13 protein-coding genes, 1 other RNA gene and 5 pseudogenes are annotated in these 12,998 nt (G+C 39.9%); 17 read left to right on the forward strand and 2 right to left on the reverse strand.

Annotated features, from left to right (window positions below):
* A partial coding sequence (locus tag N8M20_RS09060) for an ISL3 family transposase (RefSeq protein ID WP_261080368.1) occupies positions 1-743 on the reverse strand: 743 nt, incomplete at its 3' end.
* Positions 744-879: 136 nt separating this feature from the next.
* Positions 880-1,169, reverse strand: a pseudogene (locus N8M20_RS09065) (transposase family protein); the annotation flags it as partial.
* A 355-nt stretch (positions 1,170-1,524) separates the two neighbouring features.
* On the opposite strand from N8M20_RS09065, the gene comW reads away from it, so the two are divergent.
* The 17 genes and pseudogenes from comW to N8M20_RS09150 all read left to right on the forward strand — a co-directional run bounded on the left by comW (position 1,525) and on the right by N8M20_RS09150 (position 12,987).
* Positions 1,525-1,761 (forward strand): sigma(X)-activator ComW, encoded by a 237-nt coding sequence (gene comW / locus N8M20_RS09070; RefSeq protein WP_261080369.1) that lies wholly within the window; start codon positions 1,525-1,527, stop codon positions 1,759-1,761.
* Between the two features lie 230 nt (positions 1,762-1,991).
* Entirely contained in the window at positions 1,992-3,278 is a 1,287-nt protein-coding gene (locus N8M20_RS09075; RefSeq protein WP_004237599.1) for an adenylosuccinate synthase, read from the forward strand.
* Between the two features lie 199 nt (positions 3,279-3,477).
* Positions 3,478-3,945 carry a tRNA adenosine(34) deaminase TadA gene (gene tadA / locus N8M20_RS09080; RefSeq protein WP_261080370.1) on the forward strand — a complete coding sequence of 156 codons (468 nt, stop codon included), beginning with the start codon at positions 3,478-3,480 and terminating at the stop codon, positions 3,943-3,945.
* A gap of 32 nt (positions 3,946-3,977) precedes the next feature.
* Positions 3,978-4,075, forward strand: an RNA gene (gene ffs, locus N8M20_RS09085) — signal recognition particle sRNA small type.
* A gap of 56 nt (positions 4,076-4,131) precedes the next feature.
* A complete protein-coding gene (locus tag N8M20_RS09090) occupies positions 4,132-4,575 on the forward strand; it encodes a dUTP diphosphatase (protein WP_261080371.1) in 444 nt (147 codons plus the stop codon).
* Between the two features lies 1 nt (position 4,576).
* Positions 4,577-5,116: a histidine phosphatase family protein gene (locus N8M20_RS09095; RefSeq protein WP_261080388.1), complete on the forward strand. Its 540-nt coding sequence runs from the start codon at positions 4,577-4,579 to the stop codon at positions 5,114-5,116.
* Positions 5,113-5,286: pseudogene (locus tag N8M20_RS09100) on the forward strand (DNA repair protein RadA); the annotation flags it as partial. The gene N8M20_RS09095 and the pseudogene N8M20_RS09100, both read left to right, overlap by 4 nt.
* Positions 5,282-5,584: pseudogene (locus N8M20_RS09105) on the forward strand (isochorismatase family protein); the annotation flags it as partial. The pseudogenes N8M20_RS09100 and N8M20_RS09105, both read left to right, overlap by 5 nt.
* Before the next feature lie 18 nt (positions 5,585-5,602).
* On the forward strand, positions 5,603-6,118 hold the full coding sequence (locus N8M20_RS09110) for a histidine phosphatase family protein (RefSeq protein ID WP_261080372.1): 516 nt from the start codon (positions 5,603-5,605) through the stop codon (positions 6,116-6,118).
* Between the two features lie 10 nt (positions 6,119-6,128).
* The gene (radA, locus tag N8M20_RS09115; protein ID WP_135783528.1) at positions 6,129-7,493 is read left to right on the forward strand and encodes a DNA repair protein RadA; all 1,365 of its coding nucleotides are present in this window, start codon (positions 6,129-6,131) and stop codon (positions 7,491-7,493) included.
* A 72-nt stretch (positions 7,494-7,565) separates the two neighbouring features.
* On the forward strand, positions 7,566-8,063 hold the full coding sequence (locus N8M20_RS09120) for a beta-class carbonic anhydrase (protein WP_004237611.1): 498 nt from the start codon (positions 7,566-7,568) through the stop codon (positions 8,061-8,063).
* A gap of 24 nt (positions 8,064-8,087) precedes the next feature.
* Positions 8,088-8,903 carry a PrsW family intramembrane metalloprotease gene (locus N8M20_RS09125; RefSeq protein WP_261080373.1) on the forward strand — a complete coding sequence of 272 codons (816 nt, stop codon included), beginning with the start codon at positions 8,088-8,090 and terminating at the stop codon, positions 8,901-8,903.
* A gap of 145 nt (positions 8,904-9,048) precedes the next feature.
* Entirely contained in the window at positions 9,049-10,017 is a 969-nt protein-coding gene (locus N8M20_RS09130; protein ID WP_000010158.1) for a ribose-phosphate diphosphokinase, read from the forward strand.
* A 117-nt stretch (positions 10,018-10,134) separates the two neighbouring features.
* On the forward strand, positions 10,135-11,082 hold the full coding sequence (locus tag N8M20_RS09135; protein WP_261080374.1) for an Rpn family recombination-promoting nuclease/putative transposase: 948 nt from the start codon (positions 10,135-10,137) through the stop codon (positions 11,080-11,082).
* Positions 11,083-11,096: 14 nt separating this feature from the next.
* Positions 11,097-11,514 (forward strand): annotated as a pseudogene (locus tag N8M20_RS09140) (Rpn family recombination-promoting nuclease/putative transposase); the annotation flags it as partial.
* A gap of 7 nt (positions 11,515-11,521) precedes the next feature.
* Positions 11,522-11,785: pseudogene (locus N8M20_RS09145) on the forward strand (Rpn family recombination-promoting nuclease/putative transposase); the annotation flags it as partial.
* Positions 11,786-11,988: 203 nt separating this feature from the next.
* Positions 11,989-12,987: an Abi family protein gene (locus tag N8M20_RS09150; protein WP_261080375.1), complete on the forward strand. Its 999-nt coding sequence runs from the start codon at positions 11,989-11,991 to the stop codon at positions 12,985-12,987.
* Positions 12,988-12,998 lie beyond the last annotated feature (11 nt).

Below are 12,998 nucleotides of genomic sequence, written 5' to 3' on the forward strand. Positions count from 1 at the left end.
CGCACACGACTCATAGCACGGCTCATGTGTTGGACAATATGGAAACGATCCAACACGATTTTAGCGTTTGGAAAAAGCTGTTTAGCTAAGGCATAGTAGGGACTAAACATATCCATAGTAATGATTTTCACCTGACATCGGACTGCTCTATCGTAACGAAGAAAGTGATTTCGGATGACAGCCTGTGTTCTGCCTTCAAGAACAGTGATAATGTTGAGCTTGTCAAAATCTTGTGCAATAAAGCTCATCTTTCCCTTTGTAAAAGCGTACTCGTCCCAGGACATAATCTCAGGGAGGTAAGAAAAATCAGACTTAAAACGGAAGTCATTGAGCTTACGAATGACAGTTGAAGTTGAAATAGCCAGCTGATGAGCAATATCGGTCATAGAAGTCTTTTCAATCAGCTTTTGCGCAATCTTTTGGTTGATGATACGAGGAATTTGATGATTCTTCTTGACGAGAGAGGTTTCGGCGACCATCATTTTCGAGCAATGATAGCACTTGAATCGACGCTTTTTCAGGAGGATTCTAGTAGGCATACCAGTTGTTTCGAGGTAAGGAATTTTCGACGGTTTTTGAAAGTCATATTTCTTCATTTGATGTCCACAATCAGGACAAGATGGGGCATTGTAATCCAGTTTAGCGATGATTTCCTTGAGTGTATCCTTATTGATGATGTCTAGAATCTGGATATTAGGGTCTTTAATATCGAGTAGTTTTGTGATAAAATGTAATTGTTCCATATGAATCTTTCTAATGAGTTGTTTAGTCGCTTTTCATTATAGGTCATATGGGACTTTTTTTCTACACAAAAATAGGCTCCATAAGATCCATAGGGGATTTACCCACTACAAATATTATAGAGCCACGAAGCGAGATATTTTTCTTGACGATAGAAGTTTCAGACACCATCATTTTCGAGCATTGATAGCACTTAAAACGACGCTCTCTAAGTAGAATTCTGGTAGGCATACCAGTCGTTTCGAGGTAAGGAATCTTAGAATGTTTTTGAAGGTCATATTTCTTCATTTAACTTCCGCAATCAGGGCAAGATGGGGCATCGTAGTCCAGTTTAGCGATAATTTCCTTATGTGTACCCCTATTGATGGTATCCATAATTTAGGGTCTGTAAGCTCTAGTAATTTTGTGATAAAGTGTAATTGTTCCATGAGATCCATAGAGGATTTACCCACTACAAATATTATATGAAGGTCGTGGGTTCGAGTCCTTCTTCCACAATAGAGAACCTTTTTTCTTTTTGATATTATTAAGGAATTTTATTTCTATTCAATCACTTCATAGTTTAGACTGAGCAATATTCAATGCTATTAAAACCGTACTGGATGATTTTTAGTGAGAGTAATAGTTTTTATGAATTGTTTATAGGAAATTTGTTTCTATTCTGTCCATCTTTCTCATCTTTTATATTGTTGAGGTTGGTATTTTAACAATTCAGGAATTATTAATGATTAATTAAAATTTTTTGTTAGAATAAGATCATAAAAAGTAAAGGAGTGTATGCTTATGCTACAAAATATTTATGATCAGATGACTGATTTCTATGACAGTATCGAAGAAGAGTATGCTACTTTCTTTGGTAATAGTTGGGACTGGGAACATTTTCATTTTAAATTTTTGATTTATTATTTAGTTAGATATGGTATTGGGTGTCGTAGGGATTTTATCGTTTACCATTATCGTGTTGCTTATCGTTTGTATCTTGAAAAGATGATAATGAAACAAGGTTCTATTTCTTGTTGAGATAGTCTGAGTTAATTTCCGAACAAACCTACTTTTTTATGGCAATATAACAATAAATAGCTAGTAATTTTTCTAAATCATTTTTTAATAGTTGGAAATAGCAAATCTTTCTATTGTTTCTTCTTGATAAAAAGGCGATTTTTTCTTATAATAAATTGTAAGATATAATTGCGGGTGAGATTCCTGCCATGTATGTGAGAAAGGAAGAGCCTAAGGGCTCAGACAAGATTATGACTTCAGTTGTTGTTGTAGGTACCCAGTGGGGTGATGAAGGTAAAGGGAAGATTACAGACTTCCTTTCAGCGAATGCAGAAGTGATTGCACGTTACCAAGGTGGTGATAATGCTGGTCACACGATTGTGATTGATGGTAAGAAATTTAAGTTGCACTTAATTCCCTCTGGGATTTTCTTCCCTGAAAAAATCTCTGTTATTGGGAACGGTATGGTTGTAAATCCTAAATCTCTTGTGAAAGAGTTGAGCTATCTTCATGAGGAAGGTGTAACAACTGATAACTTGCGTATTTCTGATCGTGCGCATGTTATTTTGCCTTATCATATTGAGTTGGACCGCTTGCAAGAAGAGGCCAAGGGTGACAATAAGATTGGTACTACAATCAAGGGAATTGGTCCAGCTTATATGGACAAGGCTGCTCGTGTGGGAATTCGTATCGCAGATCTTTTGGATAAAGACATTTTCCGTGAGCGTTTAGAACGTAACCTTGCTGAAAAGAATCGTCTTTTTGAAAAATTGTATGACAGTAAAGCGATTGATTTCGATGATATTTTTGAAGAATATTACGAATATGGTCAACAAATCAAGAAATATGTGACAGACACATCTGTCATTTTGAATGATGCGCTTGATAACGGTAAACGTGTGCTTTTTGAAGGTGCACAAGGAGTTATGCTAGATATCGACCAAGGTACTTATCCATTTGTTACGTCATCAAACCCTGTAGCTGGTGGTGTGACCATTGGTTCTGGTGTTGGTCCAAGTAAGATTGACAAGGTTGTTGGTGTATGTAAAGCCTATACGAGTCGTGTAGGAGACGGTCCTTTCCCAACTGAGTTGTTTGATGAAGTGGGAGAACGTATCCGTGAAGTAGGTCATGAATATGGTACAACAACTGGTCGTCCACGTCGTGTAGGTTGGTTTGACTCAGTTGTGATGCGTCATAGCCGTCGTGTTTCTGGTATTACTAACCTTTCATTGAACTCTATCGATGTTTTGAGTGGTTTAGATACAGTGAAAATTTGTGTGGCCTATGATCTTGATGGTCAACGTATTGACTACTATCCAGCTAGTCTTGAGCAATTGAAACGTTGCAAGCCTATCTATGAAGAGTTGCCAGGTTGGTCAGAAGATATTACTGGAGTTCGTAATTTGGAAGACCTTCCTGAGAATGCGCGTAATTATGTTCGTCGTGTGAGTGAATTGGTTGGCGTTCGTATTTCTACTTTCTCAGTAGGTCCTGGTCGTGAACAAACAAATATTTTAGAAAGTGTTTGGTCCTAAGAGATTTTTAAGATTTGTTTAAGATAGGTCGGGTATACTATAGACAGTTACAAGAAGACCTCCTAACTTGTTGTAACAAATATCCTAAACTTTTCTTTTTCATAATAATCTCCCTATAAAGTCACCGCATTCGGTGGCTTTTTTTGTCTTGGGATTCATGATATAATAATAAAATCGATAAGTAGTAAAAGGGAAATTGATGAATTATACAGTTGAAGAAAAAGAAGTCTTTATGAGGGAAGCTTTGAGAGAGGCTGAGATTGCTCTTGAACACGATGAAATTCCAATTGGTTGTGTGATTGTCAAGGACGGAAAAATCATTGGCCGTGGGCATAATGCGCGTGAGGAGTTGCAACGAGCGGTTATGCATGCGGAGATTATGGCTATAGAGCATGCGAACCTGAGTGAGGAGAGTTGGCGCTTGCTGGATTGCACGCTTTTTGTGACCATTGAGCCTTGTGTCATGTGTAGTGGGGCGATTGGACTTGCCCGTATTCCAAACGTGGTCTATGGGGCTAAAAACCAGAAATTTGGCGCTGCTGGGAGTTTGTACGATATCTTGACAGATGAGCGTCTCAATCACCGTGTGGAGGTTGAAACGGGAATTTTGGAAGATGAATGCGCAGCTATTATGCAGGACTTTTTTAGAAATAGACGGAAAAAATAATTTTGCTTTTAAAATGAATAGGAATGTGATATAATAAATAGTGGAGCAACAGTTCTGCGTGAAGTGGGTCAGGGGAGGAATCCAGCAGCCCTAAGCGATTTGAATTGTGTGCTCTTTTTTTCGTGCTTTTTCCGAATAAATAAGATAGAATAATCTAGAATAAATGATAATAGAAAAGAGAAGATGATGAAAATTCGTGGTTTTGAATTGGTTTCTAGTTTTATAGATGAAAATTTATTGCCCAAGCGTGAGACAGCGCATGCGGCTGGTTACGACTTAAAGGTTGCTGTGCGTACAGTTATTGCGCCAGGAGAGATTGTCTTGGTTCCGACAGGGGTTAAGGCCTATATGCAGCCGACTGAGGTTCTTTACCTTTATGATCGCTCTTCAAATCCTCGTAAGAAGGGCTTGGTCTTGATTAACTCGGTTGGTGTCATTGATGGGGATTATTATGGAAATCCTGGAAATGAAGGGCATATTTTTGCGCAGATGAAGAATATCACAGACCAAGAAGTGATTCTCGAAGTTGGGGAACGTGTGGTCCAGGCTGTCTTTGCTCCTTTCTTAATTGCAGATGGAGATGCGGCTGATGGCGTGCGAACTGGTGGGTTTGGGTCAACAGGGCACTAGAATGAAGATTATCTTTGTACGTCACGGGGAGCCAGATTATAGTATGCTTGATAAACTTGAAAATCCGCGACTCTATAGTGGTTTTGGTCGTGATTTAGCACCATTGACAGGAAAAGGTCGCAGTCTGGCAAAAGAAGTTGCTAAAACTGCATGTTTTGGAAAGGCAGAGATTATTATTTCATCGTCTGTGACGAGGGCTTTAGAAACAGCACATTATATAGCAGTTGAAACAGGATTGGACTTATTTGTGGAGCCGTTTTTTCATGAGTGGCGTCCAGACTTAGATGGTACTAACTCTGATTTAACTAGTGTATTGGTAGCTCATGAATATTATCTAAAACATCAAGGAAGTTTACCTGAAGATTCTCCTTATCGCTATGAAACTGCTCTGGAGATGCGTCATCGTTTTTTAAGAACTTTGGAAAAATATAAAAATTATAAAACTATTATCATTGTAACTCACGGAATGCTCATGCGTCAGTTTGTGCCAAATGAGAAGATTGATTTTTGCCAAGTGATTGAGTGTGAGTTAGAGATATAGAAAGAGGTTTATCATCGCAAAAAAAAGCGACATTTGTATGTCAAAATTGTGGGTATAATTCCCCTAAATATCTGGGGCGTTGCCCCAACTGTGGATCTTGGTCTTCTTTTGTAGAAGAGATTGAGGTTGCCGAGGTCAAGAATGCGCGTGTGTCCTTGACAGGTGAGAAAAGACAGAAAGAAGAAATTTGTGACCGGCTTGCTGCTTGTATCTTCTCGTATCTTTGAGAAGCGTCGGGCTTCTTGCTTTACTAATCCAGATTTAAAAGATTTTTTAGAGGAAAACGGTGCTAAAAGCATAGAGTTTATAGGGGTAGATGGCAATGGCTGTGTTAAGGCTTCCGTTTTGGCAGTTACCAAGGAGAATTATCAGGTTTCTGTCGATTTGTCTGCTGTCGGAGTTGGCAACCAGAAGAAATTCTCTAAAACACTGAAGCAGTGGCAAGATTGCGGAATCAAGATTGGATAGTTTTATGGGGGTCTTAATATGAAAATTATTTTTATCCGTCACGGAGAGCCAGATTACCGTGAGTTAGAGGAGCGTTCTTATACGGGTTTTGGGATAGATTTGGCGCCCTTGTCTGAGAAGGGACGGCAGCAGGCTCAGGAACTGAGCAAAAATTCTTTACTCTCGTCAGCTGAAATAATCGTATCTTCTGCAGTCACAAGAGCTTTAGAAACGGCTTCTTATGTAGTTTGTACTACGGGACTTCCTTTGAGAGTGGAGCCATTATTGCATGAATGGCAGGTCTATGAAAGTGGCACAGATAATTTTGAAAAAGCTCGTACTATGTTTCTAGAAAATAAGGGGGAGTTACTTCCTAATAGTCCTATTCAATATGAGACAGCTACGGAAATGAAGTCTCGTTTTCTAGAATGTATGTCTAAGTATCGAGAACACCAGACTGTGGTAGTTGTTGCTCATAACATGCTCATGCGCCAATTTGTACCAGACGAGAAGATTGATTTTTGCCAAGTGATTGAGTGTGAGTTAGAAATATAGAAAGAGGTTTATTATCGCAAAGAAAAAAGCGACATTTGTATGTCAAAATTGTGGCTATAATTCCCCTAAATATCTGGGGCGTTGTCCCAACTGTGGGTCTTGGTCTTCTTTTGTAGAAGAGGTTGAGGTTGCCGAGGTCAAGAATGCGCGTGTGTCCTTGACAGGTGAGAAAACCAAGCCCATGAAACTGGCTGAGGTGACGTCAATCAACGTCAATCGAACCAAGACGGAGATGGAGGAATTCAACCGTGTACTTGGAGGCGGAGTGGTACCAGGAAGTCTCGTCCTAATCGGTGGGGATCCTGGAATCGGGAAATCGACTCTTCTCCTACAAGTCTCAACCCAGTTGTCTCAAGTAGGGACAGTTCTCTACGTCAGTGGGGAGGAGTCTGCCCAGCAAATTAAACTCCGTGCAGAGCGTTTGGGTGATATTGATAGCGAGTTTTATCTCTATGCAGAGACCAATATGCAGAGTGTTCGAGCTGAGGTGGAGCGCATCCAGCCAGACTTCCTCATCATTGACTCTATCCAGACCATTATGTCTCCTGAGATTTCAGGGGTGCAGGGATCTGTTTCTCAGGTGCGTGAGGTGACGGCTGAGCTCATGCAACTGGCCAAAACTAATAACATTGCCATATTTATTGTAGGTCATGTGACCAAGGAAGGAACATTAGCTGGTCCTCGTATGTTGGAGCATATGGTGGATACGGTGCTTTACTTTGAAGGGGAGCGTCACCACACCTTTCGTATTTTGAGAGCGGTCAAAAACCGTTTTGGCTCCACTAATGAGATTGGGATTTTTGAGATGCAGTCGGGCGGATTAGTTGAGGTACTCAATCCGAGTCAAGTTTTCCTAGAAGAGCGTTTGGATGGAGCAACTGGTTCATCAATCGTTGTGACCATGGAAGGGACACGTCCTATTTTGGCTGAGGTTCAGGCTTTGGTGACACCGACTATGTTTGGAAATGCTAAGCGTACAACGACAGGACTTGATTTTAATCGTGCTAGCTTGATTATGGCTGTTTTGGAAAAGCGGGCAGGTCTTCTCTTGCAAAATCAGGATGCCTATCTTAAATCTGCTGGCGGTGTCAAATTGGATGAACCTGCCATTGACTTGGCCGTTGCAGTTGCCATTGCTTCGAGTTATAAAGACAAGCCAACTAATCCTCAGGAATGTTTTGTGGGAGAATTGGGCTTGACGGGAGAAATTCGGCGCGTGAATCGTATCGAGCAACGCATCAACGAAGCTGCTAAACTTGGATTTACAAAAATCTATGTACCTAAGAATTCCTTGACAGGAATCACTCCGCCTAAGGAAATTCAGGTCATTGGTGTGACAACGATTCAGGAAGTTTTGAAAAAGGTTTTTGCTTAATCTGTGACAAATCCTCTTAAAAATGATAAGATAGGAGAAATATTTGACTATCAAATTTTCGAGGAGGGAATCGTGTCGTATTTTGAACAGTTTATGCAAGCCAATCAGGCTTATGTTGCCCTACATGGGCAGTTAAATCTGCCACTTAAACCCAAAACAAGAGTTGCCATTGTGACCTGTATGGACTCACGTTTGCACGTTGCGCAAGCTTTAGGTTTGGCACTTGGGGATGCTCATATCTTGCGGAATGCAGGTGGTCGAGTGACAGAAGACATGATTCGTTCGCTGGTTATTTCCCAGCAACAAATGGGGACAAGAGAGATTGTGGTGTTACACCATACAGACTGTGGTGCTCAGACCTTTGAAAATGGTCCTTTTCAGGAGTATCTGAAAGAGGAACTAGGTGTCGATGTATCAGACCAGGATTTCTTGCCCTTCCAAGATATAGAGGAGAGTGTACGTGAGGATATGCAACTCCTTATCGAGTCTCCCCTAATACCAGATGATGTCATTATCTCTGGTGCTATTTACGATGTGGATACAGGAAGTATGACAGTCGTAGAATTGTAAAAAATTCATTTAGAAAGAAAGTGTATGAAGAAAAACAGTATTTTATTTATTTTTATTTTATTGCTATGTATTGGTTTGCAGTATGAAACCATCTATTATACGGATGGTTCGATGTCAGGTGCGGAATATGGACTAATGGGAGTTTCTATCTTTCTAGCTCTCTTTTACATGATTCCGGCTCTTTATTTCCTTTTCCGTATTGGGAAAAAATGGAAATTGCCAAAGAACACCTTGATCTTGTCTTTATTGGGTGGGATGTTCCTTTCAGGCTGGTTATCTAGCTTTGCGAATACCTATATCCATGATTTACTGGGTATTCTTTTCCCAGATAGTGCCTTTTTAAATGCCTTTGAAAGTGCGATTGTGGCTCCTTTGGTAGAAGAACCCTTGAAATTGTTGCCACTTGTCTTTGTTTTAGCTTTGATTCCTGTGCGAAAATTCAAATCTTTGTTTTTACTAGGGATTGCTTCTGGTTTGGGATTCCAAATGATTGAGGATATTGGCTATATTCGTACGGATTTGCCAGAGGGATTTGACTTTACCATTTCGAGAATTTTAGAGCGTATCATCTCAGGAATTGCCTCTCACTGGACTTTTTCAGGTCTAGCTGTAGTAGGTGTTTACTTGCTTTACAGAGCCTATAAAGGGCAGAAGGTTGGCAAGAAACAGGGGCTTATTTTCCTAGGTTTAGCTTTGGGAACTCACTTCCTGTTTAACTCTCCTTTTGTGGAGTTGGAGACAGAGTTGCCTTTAGCGATTCCAGTGGTTACAGCCATTACTCTCTATGGTTTTTATCAGGCTTATCGCTTTGTTGAGAAGCACAATGAGTTGATGAACTAGAATATTTTTCAAAAGAATGATGCAAGGGTACAAATATGGTGCCCTTCTTTTATTTTTGATTGAAAAATAGTGCAAAAAGCGCTACAATGGTAGATGGAAAAATCTTGTGAAAAGCACAAGCGATACATATATACCGGAGGAAATCATGTCTTTTTCTGATTTAAAGCTGTTTGCCCTTTCTTCTAATAAAGAATTGGCAGAACGTGTGGCGCAGGAGATTGGGATAGAGTTGGGGAAATCAAGTGTTCGCCAATTTTCAGATGGAGAGATTCAGGTCAACATCGAAGAATCAATCCGTGGGAAGCACGTCTTTATCCTACAATCAACTAGTTCGCCTGTAAATGACAATCTGCTTGAAATTTTGATTATGGTAGATGCTTTGAAGCGTGCGAGTGCAGAATCTGTCAATGTTGTCATGCCTTACTATGGGTATGCACGTCAGGATAGAAAGGCGAGAGCGCGTGAGCCAATCACTTCAAAACTTGTCGCAAATATGCTTGAAGTAGCTGGGGTAGATCGTTTATTGACAATCGACTTGCATGCTGCGCAGATTCAAGGATTCTTTGATATTCCTGTGGATCACTTGATGGGAGCTCCTCTGATTGCGGATTATTTTGAGCGTCGTGGTATGGTTGGTTCTGACTATGTGGTTGTCAGCCCAGACCATGGAGGGGTGACTCGTGCTCGTAAGTTGGCAGAATTTTTGAAAACATCTATTGCTATCATTGACAAACGTCGTAGCGTTGATAAGATGAATACCAGTGAAGTCATGAACATCATCGGTAAGGTAGAAGGCAAGACTTGTATCTTGATTGATGATATGATTGATACAGCTGGAACCATTTGCCACGCGGCAGATGCCCTTGCAGAAGCTGGTGCTGTTGAAGTCTATGCAAGCTGTACGCACCCAGTTCTTTCTGGTCCTGCTATGGACAATATCCAAAAATCAGCTATTAAGAAATTGGTTGTTTTGGATACCATCTATCTGCCAGAAGAGCGTTTGATTGATAAGATTGAGCAGATTTCAATCGCTCATCTATTAGGGGATGCTATCGTGCGTATCCATGAAAAACGCCCACTTTCTCCACTTTTCAGTATTGAGAAAAAGATTTAATGACCAAGCCTGAGATAATTCTCAGGTTTTTTCGTCTCTTTTCCGAATAAATAGATAGTAGCAGTGAATCTAGTAAACCTAGATTTAAAACTGTGGTATAATAAAAGGAGGAAAAGGATGATTCTAAGACATCCAGGCATCAGCCCAACTAATGACTTGGTTGCTAAGAAAATCTTTAGCAATCCAGAAATCACTTGTCAATTTATCCGCGATATGCTGGACTTACCAGCCAAAAATGTAACCATTTTGGAGGGGAGCAATATTCATGTCTTGCCTTCCCTGCCGTACTCGGCCCAGGATTTCTATACCAGTATAGATGTTTTGGCAGAGTTGGACAATGGCACGCAGGTTATTATCGAAATCCAAGTTCATCATCAGAATTTTTTCATCAATCGCCTGTGGGCTTACCTGTGTAGTCAGGTCAATCAAAACCTAGAAAAAATTCGTCAACGAGAAGGTGATACACATCAAAGTTACAAACACATCGCACCTGTTTATGCTATTGCTATCGTAGATAGTAATTACTTCCAAGATGATTTGGCTTTTCATAGCTTTAGCATGCGCGAGGACACGACAGGTGAAGCCTTAACCATCACAAATAATGGACAAGAACACCATCTAGTCAAGATGGCGTTCTTGGAATTAAGAAAATACAGAGAAACCAGCAAAGACAAGGTTCGCAAGCCGTGGTTGGAGTTTTTCGGGAATAAACCCTTTACTCAGCAACCCGAGCGAGCCATCAGCCAAGCAGACCAACTGCTGGACTACAAGAGCTGGTCCGAGGAGGACAGAAAAATGTTTAGTCAACTACGTATGCGCGAAGAACAAGCCTTGTTGGCACAGGATTATGCCTTAGAAAAAGCTGAAGAAAGAGGATTAGAACGTGGCCTTGAACGTGGGCGAGCTGAGGGGCTTGAACGAGGACGAGCAGAGGGAGTTGAACAGGGACTGGAGCGTGGGAAAATATTTACCTTTCTTGATTTAGTGCGCCAACATGTTTTAACTTCCGAATTTGCTAGCGAGCAATTAGGTATGACGGTCTCTGAATTTGAGGCACTCTTATAAGACCATCACTAGTAATAGCGTTCTTGGAATTAAAAAAAATATAGAGAAACCAGCAAAGATAGCATTCGCAAACCATGGTTGGAGTTTTTCGGGAACAAACCCTTTACCCAAGAACCCGAGCGAGCCATCAGTCAAGCAGATCAACTGCTGGACTACAAAAGCTGGTCCGAGGAGGACAGGAGAATGTTTAGTGAACAACGCAGGCGTGAAGAACAGGCCTTACTCGCTCATGACTATGCCTTGGAAACAGCTAGGGCGGAAGGTATTGAACAGGGACTGGAGCGTGGTCTTGAACGTGGTAAAGTTGAAGGAAGAGTTTTTGCTTTTCTAGATATGGTTCGCCAAGGTCTTTTGCCTTCTGAAGTTGCCAGTCAACAGTTGGGTATGACTGTCTCTGAGTTTGAGGTGCTATTGAAAGATCATCATCAATAAGACCTAAAAATACAGAGAAACCAGCAAAGATAGCATTCGCAAACCGTGGTTGGAGTTTTTTGGGAATAAGCCCTTTACCCAAGAACCCGAGCGAGCCATCAGCCAGGCAGACCAACTGCTGGACTATAAGAGCTGGTCCGAGGAGGACAGGAAGATGTTTAGTCAACTACGTATGCGCGAAGAACAAGCCTTGTTAGCACAGGACTATGCCTTGGAAACAGCTAGGGAGGAAGGTATTGAACAAGGACTAGAGCGTGGGAAAGTTGAAGGATAAATCTTTTCCTTTATTGATTTAGTATGCTAACATGCTTTGCCTTCCGAATTTGTGAGTGAACAATTAGACACAAATTGAAAAAATATCAAGTTTACTTGACTTTTTTTATAGAATAGTATAGTATTTAAATACAAGCACTCCTTTTGCTCCCTGTTTCATAGCAACTGGAGTCATTTTTTTATAAATTTAGAAGGTTAATGATGTACACAACTGATAATAGTATTTCTTTGTCGAGAGATTTAAAGAGAGAAATGAAAGCATTTTTACCTCTTAAAGATTTGGTAAGTTATCTTTCAGATAAGCTAGATATGTCACCTGAAGAGGAACTAGATTCCAAAAACTTTTTACGTTGTCATAATTACTATTCGTTTTCTGCTTTTATTAAACAGGTTCCAGATAATCTTCATGAAGGAAAATTTCAAGCAGCGATTTCATTGTATGAATTTAATGATTGGTTATCACAGTTTCTGTTTATATTTTCTGGTAGATTAGAGCAGTTTATAAAATCAACTTTTATTGAATCGCTTTGCCAGCAATATAATGGAAAATATCAAAAAGGTGAGTGTTACTTGGATGAAACTATTTATGAAAACTCTGAATTATATAACGAATTTATTTCAATTATAGAAAAACATTTATCAGAGAATCAAAGTCTTTCAATACAGCATCATATCAAAAATAAAGGTTCTAAATTCCCAATTTGGGTTCTTTTTCAAGAGATGACTTTTGGAGAAACAACTCGTTTTATAAGTGCACTGAAAAAAGAGTACCGGGAGTATTGGATAGATACTACATTTTTATCAACTGGTGTGGTAAATTCTAAAATTCATGGAGAAGAAATCCGGAGTAAATTATTTGGCTGGGTTTCAGCTACATGGTATATGAGAAATAGAACTGCACATCATTTAAGATTATATGGTCAAAATTTTACAATAGCAAGTCCAAGTTTCTTTTCAGCTGATTTGCGTCAAATAAACAAGAATGCAGAGACTAAAAAGAAAAAGACGCATAATAACGATTTATTTGCTTATCTTCTAGCTATGAAAAATCTTATACAACATCATTCACATTCTTTTGTTCAAGATTGGAACGATTTTTTAATGACTTTAGAGGACCAGTTGATGGAAAAGTCAAATATCATATTATCTAGTAAGATTGGTTTGCCAAGTAATTGGAAAGATATATTGTGGATTGGTTGAACTAAGGAATG

This window comes from Streptococcus mitis, assembly GCF_946190275.1.
Classification (GTDB): domain Bacteria; phylum Bacillota; class Bacilli; order Lactobacillales; family Streptococcaceae; genus Streptococcus; species Streptococcus mitis_DC.

Excerpts from the sequence above, each read along its gene's own strand:
- N8M20_RS09090 (WP_261080371.1), top strand. The coding sequence starts at position 4,132 with ATGAAAATTCGTGGTTTTGAATTGGTTTCTAGTTTTATAGATGAAAAT.
- N8M20_RS09130 (WP_000010158.1), top strand. The coding sequence starts at position 9,049 with ATGTCTTTTTCTGATTTAAAGCTGTTTGCCCTTTCTTCTAATAAAGAA.
- N8M20_RS09095 (WP_261080388.1), top strand. The coding sequence starts at position 4,577 with ATGAAGATTATCTTTGTACGTCACGGGGAGCCAGATTATAGTATGCTT.
- N8M20_RS09125 (WP_261080373.1), top strand. The coding sequence starts at position 8,088 with ATGAAGAAAAACAGTATTTTATTTATTTTTATTTTATTGCTATGTATT.
- comW (WP_261080369.1), top strand. The coding sequence starts at position 1,525 with ATGCTACAAAATATTTATGATCAGATGACTGATTTCTATGACAGTATC.
- N8M20_RS09150 (WP_261080375.1), top strand. The coding sequence starts at position 11,989 with ATGTACACAACTGATAATAGTATTTCTTTGTCGAGAGATTTAAAGAGA.
- N8M20_RS09110 (WP_261080372.1), top strand. The coding sequence starts at position 5,603 with ATGAAAATTATTTTTATCCGTCACGGAGAGCCAGATTACCGTGAGTTA.
- tadA (WP_261080370.1), top strand. The coding sequence starts at position 3,478 with ATGAATTATACAGTTGAAGAAAAAGAAGTCTTTATGAGGGAAGCTTTG.
- N8M20_RS09135 (WP_261080374.1), top strand. The coding sequence starts at position 10,135 with ATGATTCTAAGACATCCAGGCATCAGCCCAACTAATGACTTGGTTGCT.
- N8M20_RS09075 (WP_004237599.1), top strand. The coding sequence starts at position 1,992 with ATGACTTCAGTTGTTGTTGTAGGTACCCAGTGGGGTGATGAAGGTAAA.